Here is a 15,406-nt window from a genome sequence, read left to right on the forward strand (position 1 = left end):
CCACTCCGGGACCCACCACTCCGGGACCCACCACTCCGGGACCCACCACTCCGGAACCGCTCCGCATCGGCAACGCCTCCGGCTTCTACGGCGACCGCTTCGACGCGGTGCGCGAGATGCTGACCGACGGGCCGCTCGACGTCCTGACCGGGGACTATCTCGCCGAGTTGACCATGCTGATCCTCGGCCGGGACCGGGCCAAGGACCCCTCCCGCGGCTACGCCACCACCTTCCTGCGCCAGCTGGAGGACACCCTCGGGCTCGCCGTCGAGCGCGGCGTACGGATCGTCACCAACGCGGGCGGGCTGAACCCGGCCGGGCTGGCCGACGCCGTCCGCGCGCTCGCGCGGCGGCTCGGGTCAGCGGTGCGCGTCGCGCACGTGGAGGGCGACGATCTTCTCGGGGCGCGCGACTGGGGCCCGGGCGTGGTCAGCGCCAACGCCTACCTCGGGGGCGGTGGGATCGCCGCGTGCCTGCGCGGCGGGGCGGACGTCGTGGTCACCGGGCGGGTCACCGACGCCGCACTCGTCACCGGGCCCGCGGCCTGGCACTTCGGATGGGCGCCGGACGACTGGGACGCGCTGGCCGGGGCCGTGGTCGCCGGGCACGTCCTGGAGTGCGGGACGCAGGCGACCGGCGGCAACTACGCGTTCTTCAGCGAGCTAGGCGACGTACGGCGGCCTGGCTTCCCGCTGGCCGAGATCCACCGCGACGGGTCGGCCGTCATCACCAAGCACCCCGGCACCGGCGGCGCCGTCACCGTCGGCACGGTCACCGCGCAGCTGCTGTACGAGACGGCGGGCGCCCGCTATCCGGGGCCGGACGTCACGGCGCGCCTGGACTCCGTACGGCTCGCCCAGGACGGCCCCGACCGGGTGCGGATCCACGGCGTACGGGGCGAGGCGCCGCCGCCCACGCTCAAGGCGGGGCTGACGCGGCTCGGGGGCCACCGCAACGAGGTGGTGTTCGTCCTCACCGGGCTCGGCATCGACGCCAAGGCGGGCCTCGTACGCGACCAGATGGAGGCGGCCCTCGCCGAGCGCCGCCCCGCCGAGATCCGCTGGACGCTGGCCCGCACCGACCACCGCGACGCGGCCGTGCAGGAGGAGGCGAGCGCCTTGCTGCGGCTCGTCGTCCGCGACCGCGACCCGGACACGGTGGGGCGGGCGGTCAGCGGCGCGGCCGTCGAACTGGCCCTCGCCAGCATCCCCGGCTTCCACCTCACCGCCCCGCCGGGCAAGGCCACCCCGTACGGGGTGTTCGAGGCGGCGTACGTCCCGCAGGACGCAGTCCCGCACATCGCCGTCCTCCCGGACGGCACCCGGACCGCGATCCCCCCGGCCCCGGACACCCGCCATCCGACGCCCGCCGACGAACCCCCGTTGCCGCCACCCCTGCAAGGCCCCGCCCGCCGCGCCCCGCTCGGCCTGATCGCCGGGGCCCGCAGCGGCGACAAGGGCGGCAGCGCCAACATCGGCCTCTGGGTGCGCACCGACGATGCCTGGCGCTGGCTGGTCCACACCCTCACCACCGACCGGCTCCGCGAACTCCTCCCGGAGACCGCCGGACTGCCGGTCACCCGTCACCAACTGCCGCGGCTGCGCGCCCTCAACTTCACCGTCGACGGTCTGCTCGGCGAGGGCGTCGCCGCGCAGGCCCGCTTCGACCCGCAGGCCAAGGCGGTCGGCGAATGGCTGCGCTCGCGCCACCTCGACATACCGGAGGTTCTGCTGTGACCGTGCTCGCGTCCGCGCTCGACCCAGCAGGCGCCGACTACACGGCCCACCGCGAGGCGATGCTCGACAAGCTGGCCGAACTGGAGGCCGCACACACCCAGGCGCTCGCGGGCGGCGGCGAGAAGTACGTCGAGCGGCACCGCAAGCGCGGCAAGCTGCTCGTCCGGGAGCGCGTCGAACTGCTCCTGGACCCCGATACGCCCTTCCTGGAGCTGTCGCCGCTCGCCGCCTGGGGCAGCGACTATCCGGTCGGGGCGTCCGTCGTCACCGGTATCGGGGTGATCTCCGGCGTGGAGTGCCTGATCAGCGCCAACGACCCCACCGTGCGGGGCGGTGCCAGCAATCCGTGGACGCTGAAGAAGTCGCTGCGCGCCCATGAGATCGCGCGGGCGAACCGTCTCCCGGTCGTGAGCCTGGTGGAGTCCGGCGGCGCCGATCTGCCCTCCCAGAAGGAGATCTTCATCCCCGGCGGGGCCATGTTCCGCGACCTCACGCGCCTGTCCGCCGAGGGAATCCCGACGATCGCCGTCGTCTTCGGCAACTCCACCGCCGGAGGCGCGTACATCCCGGGCATGTCCGACCACGTGATCATGGTCAAGGAGCGGTCCAAGGTCTTCCTCGGCGGTCCGCCGCTGGTCAAGATGGCGACCGGCGAGGAGAGCGACGACGAATCGCTCGGCGGCGCCGATATGCACGCCCGCACCTCCGGCCTCGCCGACTACTTCGCCACCGACGAGCCCGACGCCCTTCACCAGGCGCGCCGCGTCGTCGCCCGCCTCAACTGGCGCAAGGCCCACCCCGATCCGGGCCCGGCCGAACCGCCGAAGTACGACGCGGACGAACTCCTCGGGATCGTGCCCGGCGACCTCAAGGCCCCGTTCGATCCGCGCGAGGTCATCGCCCGCATCGTCGACGGGTCCGACTTCGACGAGTTCAAGCCGCTGTACGGGGCCAGCCTCGCCACCGGCTGGGCCACCCTCCACGGCTATCCGGTCGGCATCCTCGCCAACGCCCAGGGGGTGCTGTTCAGCGAGGAGTCGCAGAAGGCCGCGCAGTTCATCCAGCTCGCCAACCAGCGCGACATCCCCCTTCTCTTCCTCCACAACACCACCGGCTACATGGTCGGCCGCGCCTACGAACAGGGCGGGATCATCAAGCACGGCGCCATGATGATCAACGCGGTCTCCAACTCCCGCGTCCCCCATCTCTCCGTCCTCATCGGCGCCTCCTACGGCGCGGGCCACTACGGCATGTGCGGCCGCGCGTACGACCCGCGCTTCCTGTTCGCCTGGCCCAGCGCCAAGTCCGCCGTGATGGGCCCGCAGCAGCTCGCCGGGGTGCTGTCGATCGTCGCCCGCCAGTCCGCCGCCGCCAAGGGACAGCCGTACGACGAGGACGGCGACGCCGCCCTGCGCGCCATGGTGGAGCGGCAGATCGAGTCCGAGTCGCTGCCGCTGTTCCTCTCCGGGCGGCTGTACGACGACGGCGTCATCGACCCGCGCGACACCCGCACCGTCCTCGGCCTCTGCCTCTCCGCCCTCCACACCGCGCCCGTCGAGGGGGCGCGCGGTGGCTTCGGCGTCTTCCGGATGTGAGGGAAAACCCCGCCGTGATCCGATCCGTCCTCATCGCCAACCGTGGCGAAATCGCCCGCCGCGTCATCCGCACCTGCCGTGAACTCGGCATCGCCACGGTCGCCGTCCACTCCGACGCGGACGCCGGCGCCCCGCACGTACGGGAGGCCGACACCGCCGTACGGCTGCCGGGCGACGCCCCAGCCGATACGTATCTGCGTGGCGATCTGCTGACCGAGGCGGCCCTCGCGGCCGGGGCGGACGCCGTCCACCCCGGCTATGGCTTCCTCTCCGAGGACGCCGCCTTCGCCCAGGCCGTCCGTGACGCCGGGCTGCGGTGGGTCGGGCCGCCGCCCGCCGCGATGCAGGCCATGGCCTCCAAGACCCGCGCCAAGCGGCTGCTGCGCGACGCGGGTGTCCCCCTCCTCGACTCCCTCGACCCCGACCGGGTCACCGCCGACGACCTGCCTGTTCTCATCAAGGCGGCGTCGGGCGGCGGCGGGCGCGGCATGCGCGTCGTCCGTGGCCTGGCCGCGCTCCCCGCCGAACTGACCTCCGCCCGCGCGGAGGCGGCGGCCGCCTTCGGGGACGGCGAGGTGTTCGTCGAGCCGTACGTCGAGGGTGCCCGCCACGTCGAGGTCCAGGTGCTGGCAGACACCCACGGCACCGTCTGGTCCCTCGGCACCCGCGACTGCTCCCTCCAGCGCCGCCACCAGAAGGTGATCGAGGAGGCCCCGGCGCCGGGGCTCGGCGACGAACCGCGCCGCCGGCTGGAGGAGTCGGCGGTGAGCGCGGCCCGGGCCATCGGGTACGAGGGCGCGGGCACCGTCGAGTTCCTGGTCTCGTCGGCGGGACGCGCGTACTTCCTGGAGATGAACACCCGCCTTCAGGTCGAGCACCCGGTGACGGAGGAGGTCTACGGGCTGGACCTGGTGGCCCTCCAACTACGGGTGGCCGAGGGGCAGGCCCTGGACCCCGGGCCCCCGTCCCCGCGCGGCCACGCGGTCGAGGCGCGGCTGTACGCGGAGGACCCGGGCCGGGGGTGGCAGCCGCAGGCGGGCGTGATGCACCGGCTGTCGGTCGGGACGGGCGGACTGCGGGTGGACTCCGGTATCGCGGACGGCGACCTGATCGGCGTCCACTACGACCCCCTGCTGGCCAAGGTCATCGCGTGGGCGCCCACCCGCGCCGAGGCGCTGCGGCGGCTGGCCCACGGCCTGGCGCACGCCCGGATCCACGGCCCGGCCACCAACCGCGACCTGCTGGTACGGGCGCTGCGGCACCCGGAGTTCGAGGCCGGGCGCATGGACACCGGCTTCCTGACGCGCCACCTCGACGAGCTGACGGAACCCGCCGCGGAGGCCGCACCGCTTGCCGCCCTCGCCGCCGCGCTGGCCGACGCCTCGGATCGGCCCGCGACCGTGGTGGGCCGCCTCGGCGGCTGGCGGAACGTGCCGTCCCAGCCGCAGATCAAGACCTACCGCGCCCCGGACGGCACCGAGCACGAGGTCCGCTACCGGTTCACCCGCGACGGTCTTGCCGCGGACGGTTTCCCGGGCCTGAACCTGCTCCGAGCGACCCCGCACCAGGTGGTCCTCGAAGCCGGCGGAATCCGCCGCGCGTTCGACGTTTCGATCCACGACGACCGTATATATGTCGACTCGCCCCTCGGATCGCACACCCTCATCCCCCTCTCCCGCTTCCCCGACTCCACCGCCCGCACCGCGCCGGGCTCCCTGCTGGCGCCCATGCCCGGCACGGTGGTGCGGATCGCCGATGTCGCCGTGGGCGACCAGGTGGCGGCGGGCCAACCGCTGCTGTGGCTGGAGGCGATGAAGATGGAGCACCGCGTGACGGCGCCCACCGCCGGGGTGCTCACCGCGCTGCACGCCACCGAGGGCCGCCAGGTCGAGGTCGGAGCCCTGCTCGCGGTCGTCGCGGTGGAGGAGCCCGCATAGCCCGACCCACCCCGTACAGCGCCGAGCAACCCGTACACCGGACGGAGCCGCACATGACCCAGGCGCACACCCCCATCGACACCCCGGAGCAGGCCGACCTCCGCACCGCCGTGGCCGCCTTCGGCAGGGACCACCACGACACCGCCACCCCCGACCTCTGGGCCGAGGCGGGCAAGCTCGGCTACCTCGGCGTCAACCTCCCCGAGGCGTACGGCGGCGGAGGGCGCGGCATAGCCGAACTGTCCATCGTGCTGGAAGAGCTGGGCGCGGCCGGTTGCCCGCTGCTCATGCTGGTCGTGTCGCCCGCCATCTGCGGCACGGTGATCGCCCGGTACGGCACGGAGGCGCAGAAGTCGCGCTGGCTGCCGGGGCTGGCGGACGGCACCGTGACGATGGCGTTCGGTATCACGGAGCCGGACGCCGGATCGAACTCGCACCGCATCACCACCACGGCCCGCCGCGACGGCGCGGACTGGGTGCTGACCGGCCGCAAGGTCTTCATCTCGGGCGTGGACATCGCCGACGCGACCCTGATCGTGGGCCGTACGGAGGACGCGCGGACCGGGAAGCTCAAGCCCTGCCTGTTCGTCGTCCCGCGCGGGACCCCGGGCTTCGCGTACCACCACATCCCCATGGAACTGGCCGCGAACGAGAAGCAGTTCGAGGTGGTGCTGGACGACGTACGGCTGCCGTCGGACGCGCTGGTGGGGGACGAGGACGCGGGGCTGGCGCAGCTGTTCGCGGGGCTGAACCCGGAGCGGATCATGACGGCGGCGTTCGCGCTGGGGATGGGCCGTCACGCCCTGGCGAAGGCCGTGGACTACGCGCGCACCCGCCAGGTGTGGGGGGAGCCGATCGGCGCGCACCAGGCGATCGCGCACCCCCTCGCCCAGGCGCACATCGAGGTGGAGCTGGCCCGGCTGATGATGGCGAAGGCCGCGTACCTGTACGACGCCGGGGAGGACGCGGCCGCGGGGGAGGCGGCCAACATGGCGAAGTACGCGGCCGGGGAGGCGGCCGTGAAGGCCGTGGACCAGGCGGTGCACACGCTCGGCGGGAACGGCCTGACGGAGGAGTACGGGCTGGCGAAGCTGATCACGGCGGCGCGGGTGGCGCGGATCGCGCCGGTCAGCCGGGAGATGATCCTCAACTTCGTGTCGCATCAGACGCTGGGGCTGCCGAAGTCGTACTGATCGGGCGACCGGGGCAGTACGGACGGGAAGGCAACAAGCAGGCACAGTGACCCGAGGGGAGCGGCCATGGTGCTGCGCAGCGAGTTTCCTGACGTCCCGCTCGTCGATCTGCCCATTCACGACGCGGTGCTGGGCCGCGCGGCGAAGGAGTCCGGGGACCGTACGGCGCTCATCGACGGGGTGACGGGGGAGCGCGTCGGCTACGCGGCGCTGGACCGCGCCGTGCGCCGGATCGCCGCGGAGCTGGCGGCGGCGGGGGTGCGCAAGGGCGAGGTGGTGGCGCTGCACAGCCCCAACTCGCTGATGTATCCGATGGCGTTCTACGGGGTGACGCGCACGGGAGCGGCGGTGACGACGGTGCATCCGCTGGCGACGGCGGAGGAGCTGGCGCAGCAGCTGCGGGACGCGGCGGCGACGTGGATCGTGACGGTGTCGCCGCTGCTGAGGGTGGCGCGGCAGGCGGCGGAGCAGGCGGGCGGGGTGCGGGAGATCTTCGTATGCGACGAGGCGGGCGGGCATCGTTCGCTGCGCGACATGCTGCACGGCACGGCGCCGGAGCCGGTGGTGGAGATCGACCCGGCGCAGGACGTGGCGGTGCTGCCGTACTCGTCGGGGACGACGGGCAGCCCGAAGGGCGTGATGCTGACGCACCGCAGCGTGGCGACCAATCTGGCGCAGGTGGAGGCCCTGGTGCCGACGCGGCCGGGTGAACGGGTGCTCGCGGTGCTGCCGTTCTTCCACGTGTACGGGCTGACGGCGCTCATGAACGCCCCGCTGCGGGCCGGCAGCACGGTGATCGTGCTGCCGCGCTTCGACCTGGACCGGTTTCTGACCGCGATCGAGCGCTACGAGGCGCAGGCGCTGTATGTGGCGCCGCCGATCGTGCTGGCGCTCGCCAGGCATCCGGCGGTGGCGGAGCACGACCTGTCGTCGGTGCGGTACGTGCTGAGCGCGGCGGCGCCGCTGGACGCGCGGCTGGCGGAGGCGTGCGCGCGGCGGCTGGGGGTGCCGCCGCTGCTGCAGGCGTTCGGGATGACGGAGCTGTCTCCGGGCTGCCATCTGGTGCCCCGGTACGCGGAGGGCGTTCCGCCGGGGACGGTGGGGAAGCTGCTGCCGAACACCGAGATGCGCGTCGTCGGCCTGGACGGTGGCGTCGACGGCGGCCGGGATGTGGCGGTGGGGGAGGACGGGGAGATCCTGATCCGGGGCCCGCAGGTGATGAAGGGCTATCTGGGGCGGCCCGCCGACACGGCGGCCATCGTCGACGCGGACGGCTGGCTGCACACGGGCGATGTCGGCCATGTGGACGCGGACGGCTGGCTGTTCGTGGTGGACCGGGTGAAGGAGCTGATCAAGTACAAGGGCTACCAGGTCGCCCCGGCCGATCTGGAGGCCGTGCTGATCGCGCACGAGGCCGTCGCCGACGCCGCCGTGATCGGGGTGCCGGACGGGGACGGCAACGAGATCCCGAAGGCGTACGTGGTGCGCGGGCCCGGTGCCCGGATCTCGGAGGACGAGCTGATCCGTTACGTTGCCGGGCAGGTGGCCCCGTACAAGAGGGTGCGGCGCGTGGAGTTCACCGACAGCGTGCCGCGCTCGGCCGCCGGAAAGATCCTGCGGCGCGAACTGCGCGCCAGGGAAAGGAGTTCGACCAGCCCATGACCGACCCCCTGACCGACGCCCCGACCGGCGCCCCGACCGACGCCCCGACCGGCGCCCCGGCCGACGCCGAAGTACCTCTGGTGCGCTCGTCCGGTGACCGGGGCATCCGGGTGCTCACCCTCGACTCGCCGCACAACCGCAACGCGCTCTCCGCCCGCCTGGTCGCCGAGCTGCGGGCCGGGCTGGCGGCGGCCGGGGCCGATCCGGAGGTCCGGGCGGTGCTGCTCACGCACACCGGCACCACGTTCTGCGCGGGCGCGGATCTGCGCGAACCCCCGGCCGCGTCGGGCGCGCTGGGGCTGGTCGAGCTGTTGCGCGCCATCGTGGAGCTGCCCAAGCCGGTGGTCGCGCGGGTCACCGGGCATGTGCGGGCCGGTGGGCTGGGGCTGCTCGGGGCGTGCGACATCTCGGCGGCGGGGCGCGGCGCGAGCTTCGCGTTCACCGAGGCGCGGCTCGGCCTGGCCCCGGCCGTCATATCGATGCCGCTGCTGCCCCGCCTGGACGCCCGCGCCGCGGCCCGCTACTACCTCACGGGGGAGCGGTTCGACGCCGCCGAGGCGGCCCGGATCGGCCTGGTGACGGTGGCGGACCCGGAGGGGGACGCCGACGGGGCGCTGGCGCCGGTGCTGGACGGTCTGCGCCGGGGCTCCCCGCAGGGCCTGGCGGAGTCCAAGCGGCTGGTGACGGCCGAGGTGCGGTGCGCGTTCGACCGGGACGGGGAGGCACTGGCGGAGCTGTCGGCGCGGCTGTTCGGGTCGGCGGAGGCGCGGGAGGGGATGACGGCGTTCCGGGAGCGGCGTGATCCGGTGTGGGCGACGGAGGCCGGGGCGACGGAGGCCGGTCAGTGAGTCGCGGTACGTCCCCGCGTACGCGTGACCCCAAGCAGGACCGCAGCCGCGCGACCAGGCAGCGGCTGCTGGAGGCCGCCGTGGCGTGCCTGGCCGAGCACGGCTGGACCGGGTCGACGGTGTCGGTGGTCGCGGAGCGGGCCGGGGTGTCCCGGGGCGCGGCGCAGCACCACTTCCCGACCCGGGAGGACCTGTTCACGGCCGCGGTCGAACAGGTCGCGGAGCAGCGTTCGGCGGAGCTGCGTGCCCTCGCCCCGGCGGGCGAGGGCACGGCCCGTACGCGCGCGGTCGTCGCGGAACTCGTCGACCTGTACACCGGCCCGCTGTTCCGGGCCGCGCTCCAGCTGTGGGTCGCCGCGTCGTACGAACCCCAGCTGGGCGCCCGGGTGACCGTCCTGGAGGCCCGTATCGGCCGCGAGACGCACCGCATGGCGGTGGAGCTGCTGGGCGCCGACGAGACGGTCCCGGGGGTGCGGGAGGCCGTGCAGGGGCTGCTCGACATGGCCCGCGGCCTGGGCCTGGCCAATCTGCTGACGGACGACAGCGCGCGCCGGGAGCGTGTGGTGGCGCAGTGGTCGCGCATCCTGGACGAGGCGCTGGGCGCTGCCCGCACCCGCGAGGGGCAGGGGCTCATGGGCCCCTACCGGTAGCGGTACCGCTACCGCGAGATGTCCCCGTACCCGTCGACCTCCTGCGGGCCGCGGGTGCCAGGCCCGACGTACCGCGCCGAGGGGCGGACGAGACGGCCGGTCCGCTTCTGCTCCAGGATGTGCGCGCTCCATCCGGCCGTCCGCGCGCACGTGAACATCGACGTGAACATGGGCGCCGGGACCTCCGCGAAGTCCAGCGTGATCGCCGCCCAGAACTCGACATTGGTGGCCAGCACCCGGTCCGGCCGCCGGTTGTGCAGCTCCTCCAGAGCGGCCCGCTCCAGCGCCTCCGCGACCTCGTAGCGCGGCGCGCCCAGCTCCTTGGCGGTGCGCCGCAGCACCCGCGCCCGCGGGTCCTCGGCGCGGTAGACCCGGTGCCCGAAGCCCATCAGCCGCTCGCCCCGGTCCAGCGCCCTCTTCACGTACGCCGTGGCGTCGCCGGTGCGCTCGATCTCCTCGATCATCCCGAGCACCCGGGAGGGCGCGCCGCCGTGCAGCGGCCCGGACATGGCCCCGACCGCGCCGGAGAGCGCGGCGGCGACGTCGGCGCCGGTGGAGGCGATGACGCGGGCGGTGAAGGTGGAGGCGTTCATGCCGTGCTCGGCCGCGGAGGTCCAGTACGCGTCGACGGCGGCGACGTGCTTGGGGTCGGGCTCGCCCCGCCAGCGGCGCATGAAGCGTTCGACGATGGTCTCGGCCTTGTCGATCTCCCGCTGCGGCACCATCGGGACACCCTGCCCGCGCGCCGACTGGGCGACGTACGACAGCGCCATGACGGCCGCGCGGGCGAGGTCGTCGCGGGCCTGGGCCTCGTCGATGTCGAGGAGCGGTTTGAGGCCCCAGACGGGCGCGAGCATGGCCAGCGCGGACTGTACGTCGACCCGGACGTCGCCGGAGTGCACCGGGATGGGGAAGGGCTCGGCGGCGGGCAGCCCGGGGTTGAAGGCGCCGTCGACCAGCAGGCCCCAGACGTTCCCGAAGGACACGTGGCCCACCAGGTCCTCGATGTCGACGCCGCGGTAGCGGAGCGCGCCGCCCTCCTTGTCGGGTTCGGCGATCTCCGTCTCGAACGCGACGACTCCCTCGAGTCCGGGTACGAAGTCCGACATCGGGCGGCTCCTCATGGTGTAGGCGACAGGTGGCTACGGAACGAACAACGGTGCGGGGATACGGCTGGTGCGGATGAAACGTCGTAAGGGGCGGAGAACGGTGCCATCGGATCGTCCGGCCCCGGACGACTCCGCGGCCGACGGCTCGCGGTCCGTACCGGGTACCCGGTGGTGTGCCCCGTCTGTGCGGTGGTCACCCAACAGGGGCGAAAACCGGCGCCGGGGCACCGCGCTGACAGGCGCATGGTCGGCCACGGGGCGGTGGACGCGCCAGTCACAGGGGCGCGTGAGAAGTGGCACACCGCTTGTGCGGCGGGCGGAGGGTTACGGATCCCCGACGCGGGGGAGAGGGGGCATCGCTCTTTCGGGGCAGCCCGTGCGGTGGACCGATGATGTTGCAAGATATGCGCGTGCCTCATGTTGACCCGGAGCCCCCGGCTTCCCCCTCGGCTTACTCCGCGCGCACATACGACCCGGCCGCCATGCGCGAGCACTACCGCGCGGCGGGCATCGACGAGACGGGCCTCGGGGGCACCCCGTTCCAGCAGTTCACCCGGTGGTTCCAGGAGGCGGTGGGCAGCGGGCTGTACGAGCCGAACGCGATGGTCGTCGGCACGGTGGACGCGGCCGGGCGCCCCAGCTCCCGTACGGTCCTGATGAAGAGCTTCGACGAGCGCGGCTTCGTCTTCTACACCAACTACGGGTCGCGCAAGGGCCGCGAACTGGCCGGGAACCCGCACGTCTCGCTGCTCTTCCCCTGGCATCCGATCGCCCGCCAGGTGATCGTGACGGGCGTCGCGCACCGCACCGGGCGGGACGAGACGGCCGCGTACTTCCGGACCCGCCCGCACGGCTCGCAGCTGGGCGCGTGGGCCAGCGCGCAGTCCTCGGTGGTCGGTGCGCGGGAGGAGCTGGACCGGGCGTACGCGGAGCTGGCGGACCGCTATCCGCCGGGCGAGCAGGTACCGGTGCCGCCGGAGTGGGGCGGGTTCCGGGTGGTGCCGGAGGCGGTGGAGTTCTGGCAGGGCCGGGAGAACCGGCTGCACGACCGGCTGCGGTATGTGCGGACGCCGGACGGGGAGGGCTGGCGGATCGAGCGCCTGTCCCCGTGAGGGAGCGCGCCGGGGCCGTTGTCCAGGAACGCAGACGACCCGCGGGTCTGTCCCCTGGCGCCGGTGAGGGCGCCTGGGGGCCGGTCGGACGTACCGGCGACCCGCGGGCCGGGTGACTGCTTGGGATTGGCCGGCTGCGTACATCCTTCGTACGCCGGTCCGGCGAATGCGCTGAGCGCGACGACGGACCGCTAGCCCGCAGCCACCTCACGCGTCCGGATTTGATACATCTGCCGAACCACCTCCCTTCTCGTGTGCTCAACACCTTAGGAACGGCCTCGCGGCGCACACAAGCGAATTTCCGGGAGGCAACGATTTCGCGGAATCCGGTGTGGTGCGCGTCACGTTCGAGTTCAATGTTCCGACGTGCACCATCACAGGCAGCCACGTCCACCACGTCCCGCAGGGGGTGTCCGGTGACCGCTCCGCAGCGCTCCGAACCCGCGCGTCCCGCCCGTCCCGTCCCGGCCCAGCCGGGGGCCGCGCCCGTGCCCGCGACCGGCCCCGGCCGGGACGACTCCGACCTGCTCGCCGCGCTGCTGGACGGCATGGACGCCGCGCTGTGCGCGTTCGACGCCGACGGCACCGTCACCCACTGGAACCGCGAGGCCGAGCGCATCCTCGGCTGGCCGGCGGCCGAGGCCGTGGGGCGCAAGGGACTGGCGGGGTGGGCGGTCCGTACGGAGGACGCGCGGGACGTCGAGGCGCGGCTGATGGAGGTCCTGGGCGCCACCGGGCGCCGGGTGCACGAGTTCGCCCTGCTGACCAAGGACGGCGGCCGGGTCCTGGTCCGTGTCCAGTCGTCCGCGGTGCCGGGCGCGGACGGCCGCCCGGCCGGGGTGTACTGCGCCTTCAGCGAGGTGCACGCGCAGCTGGACCTGGAGCGGTCGATCGCGCTGAGCGAAGCGCTGCTGGAGGACGCGTCCTGGTGCGTCGTCCTCGTCGACGCCGATCTGCGGGTGGCCGTCCTCAACGGCAACGCGGCGGCCGCCCTGCGGACGGGCCGCACCGCCGCGCTCGGGCGGCCGCTGGGCGAGTTCCTCGAACAGGGCGTGGAGGAGGTCGAGAACGCCCTCCAGTACGTCCTCGCCGAGGGCGCGCCCCCGGCGCCCACCGAGCTGTGGGTGACGCTGCGCGAGGCGGCCGGGCAGTCCCCGGAGGACGCGCCCCCGGCGCGCCGTTGCTGGCGCAGCGGCTTCCTGCGGCTGGCCTCGCCGCTCACCGAGGAGCCGGTGCCGCTCGGGGTGGCCTGGATCTTCCAGGACGTGACGGAGCCGAAGGAGCACGAGCAGGAGAGCGCGCGGCTGCGCTTCCGCGGCAACCAGCTGCACCGGGCGGCGCGGGCTGCGGCCGAGTGCGAGGACCCGATGGAGGCCGCCGCGGTCCACCTGGACTTCGCGCTCGCGGGCTTCGCCGACGACGCCCTGATCGACTTGGTCCTGGACCGCCCGGAGCCGGTGCCGCCGGGCGCGCTGGGGGCCGGTGGGGGCGAGCGGATCCGTCTCGTGCGGGCGGCGGCCACGCCGGGCGGCGCCGCGGGCCCGTGCTCCCCGATGGCCCCGGGCGGCATCCCGGTGGCCTATCCGGAGGGCCACCCGGCGCTCCAGGCGGCCGAGCGCTGCGGTTCGGTGCGGGCGAGTGCGACGCGTGCGGACGAGGCGGCGGCGCGGTGGGCGGCGGCCCGCAAGTGGCCGGAGGGCTCCGTGCACGCACTGTGCGCGGTGCTGCGCAGCCGCGGCCGCACCCTGGGCGTGCTCACCCTGCTGCGCGGCCCGGCCCGCCGGCCCTTCGACCGTGCGGACACGGCGTACGCGGAGGACGTGGCGGCCCGGGTCGCGGCCGCGGTGGACCTCGCCCAAGGCAAGTGATCTTCTACCGCCGGTAGAAGATCCGGTCGCCGTAGTCCGCCATCACCTGGCGGTTCCACTCGTGGCCCCCGTCCACGTTGCCCGACCGCAGCAGCGGCGGCCGTACGCCGCGGGCCACCAGCTCCTCCACCCCCGCCGCCACCACGGCCTGCATCAGCGCGCTCGTCACCACGGTCGACGCGGGGGCGAACGGCGCCCCCACGCCCTCCGCCGTGACCTCCGCGTCACCGACCGCGATCTTGTTGTCGAGGACCAGATCGCAGTGGTCCTTGAGGAAGGTGCCCGACGCGTTACGGGACGTGGTCGCCGTCGCGTACGCCACGGACGTCACGCCGATCACCGTCGCCCCGCGCTCCCGCGCGCCTGTCGCCATCTCCACCGGCAGCGTGTTCCGGCCGGACAGCGAGATGACGAACAGCAGGTCACCGGAGCGCAGCGGACCGGTCTCCAGGACGGCCGTGGCCAGCCCCTCGACCCCCTCCAGCGCACTGCCCAGCGTCGCGGGCATGACATCCACGCCGACCACTCCCGGCACCGGGAGCAGGTTCATCAGGGCCAGCCCGCCCGCGCGGTAGACGACGTCCTGGGCCGGCAGGGAGGAGTGGCCGGCGCCGAAGACGAAGAGCCGGCCGCCGCCGGTGACCGTATCGGCGATCAGTCCGCCCGCCGCGGTGATGCGTTCGGATTCCTCGTCCCGCACCTTGTGCAGCAGCCCGATCGCGGCGTCGAAAAAGCGCCCTGCCGGCTTGCTCTGGCTCATCGCCGAGGCCCTTCGTGTCGGTGTTAACTTGGGTCCACATCCCCGTGGCGCGGATCACGTTGCGTTGTGGATCATGACGCTGTCAATACCGCCTCCACCCAGCGCTGCGGCAGTGGCCGATCCGGCTCTCTTGTCGGTGGGATGCGTCAGAATTGGGTTCAGGGCCACCGCACGACACATCAAGGGGCACGCATGTCCGGACTGATCGACACCACGGAGATGTATCTCCGCACCATCCTCGAACTCGAGGAGGAGGGCGTGGTCCCCATGCGCGCCCGGATCGCGGAGCGGCTCGATCAGAGCGGCCCCACCGTCAGCCAGACGGTGGCGCGCATGGAGCGCGACGGACTGGTGACGGTCGCGGGCGACCGCCATCTGGAGCTGACGGAGGAGGGCCGCCGCCTGGCCACCCGCGTGATGCGCAAGCACCGGCTCGCCGAATGCCTGCTCGTCGACGTGATCGGCCTGGAGTGGGAGCAGGTCCACGCGGAGGCGTGCCGCTGGGAGCACGTGATGAGCGAGGCGGTCGAGCGCCGCGTGCTGGAGCTGCTGCGCCACCCCACCGAGTCGCCGTACGGCAACCCGATCCCGGGCCTGGACGAGCTGGGCGAGAAGGGCGAGCCCGACCCGTTCCTCGACGAGAGCATGGTGAGCCTGCGCGAGCTGGCCCCCGGCACCGAGGGCAAGACGGTGGTCGTGCGCCGCATCGGCGAGCCGATCCAGATGGACGCCCAGCTGATGTACACGCTGCGCAGGGCCGGGGTGCAGCCGGGCTCGGTGGTGAGCGTGACGGAGTCCCCGGGCGGCGTCCTGGTCGGCAGCGGCGGCGAGGCGGCCGAGCTGGAGGCGGACATCGCCTCCCACGTCTTCGTGGCCAAGCGCTAGATCTTGGGGCAGGGCCTGACTCCACCGGGCCCCTCCCCCTCCCCCTCCCCC

General features: G+C 73.7%; 12 protein-coding genes. 10 read left to right on the forward strand and 2 right to left on the reverse strand.

What is annotated here, in order from left to right; translation table 11 throughout:
• The first annotated feature begins 65 nt into the window (after positions 1-65).
• From ASC60_RS04075 to ASC60_RS04105, 7 genes are all read left to right on the forward strand, one after another.
• Positions 66-1,736 carry an acyclic terpene utilization AtuA family protein gene (locus tag ASC60_RS04075; protein ID WP_055547231.1) on the forward strand — a complete coding sequence of 557 codons (1,671 nt, stop codon included), beginning with the start codon at positions 66-68 and terminating at the stop codon, positions 1,734-1,736.
• Positions 1,733-3,331, forward strand: a complete 1,599-nt coding sequence (locus ASC60_RS04080; protein ID WP_055546660.1) for an acyl-CoA carboxylase subunit beta — start codon at positions 1,733-1,735, stop codon at positions 3,329-3,331. Before ASC60_RS04075 ends, ASC60_RS04080 begins: the two co-directional genes overlap by 4 nt.
• 14 nt (positions 3,332-3,345) lie before the next feature.
• Positions 3,346-5,268 carry a biotin carboxylase N-terminal domain-containing protein gene (locus ASC60_RS04085; protein ID WP_055546662.1) on the forward strand — a complete coding sequence of 641 codons (1,923 nt, stop codon included), beginning with the start codon at positions 3,346-3,348 and terminating at the stop codon, positions 5,266-5,268.
• Positions 5,269-5,321: 53 nt separating this feature from the next.
• A complete protein-coding gene (locus ASC60_RS04090; protein ID WP_055546665.1) occupies positions 5,322-6,461 on the forward strand; it encodes an acyl-CoA dehydrogenase family protein in 1,140 nt (379 codons plus the stop codon).
• Between the two features lie 66 nt (positions 6,462-6,527).
• A complete protein-coding gene (locus tag ASC60_RS04095) occupies positions 6,528-8,123 on the forward strand; it encodes an AMP-binding protein (protein WP_055546667.1) in 1,596 nt (531 codons plus the stop codon).
• On the forward strand, positions 8,120-8,971 hold the full coding sequence (locus tag ASC60_RS04100; RefSeq protein WP_055546669.1) for an enoyl-CoA hydratase family protein: 852 nt from the start codon (positions 8,120-8,122) through the stop codon (positions 8,969-8,971). The genes ASC60_RS04095 and ASC60_RS04100 overlap by 4 nt, the downstream gene beginning before the upstream one ends.
• Positions 8,968-9,621, forward strand: a complete 654-nt coding sequence (locus ASC60_RS04105; protein WP_055546671.1) for a TetR/AcrR family transcriptional regulator — start codon at positions 8,968-8,970, stop codon at positions 9,619-9,621. Before ASC60_RS04100 ends, ASC60_RS04105 begins: the two co-directional genes overlap by 4 nt.
• A gap of 8 nt (positions 9,622-9,629) precedes the next feature.
• Here the strand turns inward: ASC60_RS04105 and ASC60_RS04110 are convergent, their stop codons facing one another.
• Entirely contained in the window at positions 9,630-10,730 is a 1,101-nt protein-coding gene (locus tag ASC60_RS04110) for a citrate synthase 2 (protein ID WP_055546673.1), read from the reverse strand.
• A 482-nt stretch (positions 10,731-11,212) separates the two neighbouring features.
• Between ASC60_RS04110 and pdxH the strand changes: the two genes are divergently transcribed.
• The gene (pdxH, locus tag ASC60_RS04115) at positions 11,213-11,842 is read left to right on the forward strand and encodes a pyridoxamine 5'-phosphate oxidase (protein WP_055546675.1); all 630 of its coding nucleotides are present in this window, start codon (positions 11,213-11,215) and stop codon (positions 11,840-11,842) included.
• Between the two features lie 416 nt (positions 11,843-12,258).
• On the forward strand, positions 12,259-13,710 hold the full coding sequence (locus ASC60_RS04120) for a PAS domain-containing protein (RefSeq protein WP_234356769.1): 1,452 nt from the start codon (positions 12,259-12,261) through the stop codon (positions 13,708-13,710).
• Between the two features lie 4 nt (positions 13,711-13,714).
• On the opposite strand, the gene ASC60_RS04125 is transcribed toward ASC60_RS04120, so the two are convergent.
• Entirely contained in the window at positions 13,715-14,470 is a 756-nt protein-coding gene (locus ASC60_RS04125) for an SIS domain-containing protein (RefSeq protein WP_055546677.1), read from the reverse strand.
• Positions 14,471-14,662: 192 nt separating this feature from the next.
• Between ASC60_RS04125 and ASC60_RS04130 the strand changes: the two genes are divergently transcribed.
• Positions 14,663-15,355: a metal-dependent transcriptional regulator gene (locus ASC60_RS04130; RefSeq protein WP_055546679.1), complete on the forward strand. Its 693-nt coding sequence runs from the start codon at positions 14,663-14,665 to the stop codon at positions 15,353-15,355.
• Positions 15,356-15,406: the final 51 nt, after the last annotated feature.

This window comes from Streptomyces sp. NBRC 110028 (assembly GCF_001417735.1).
In the GTDB taxonomy this organism is placed as follows: domain Bacteria; phylum Actinomycetota; class Actinomycetes; order Streptomycetales; family Streptomycetaceae; genus Streptomyces.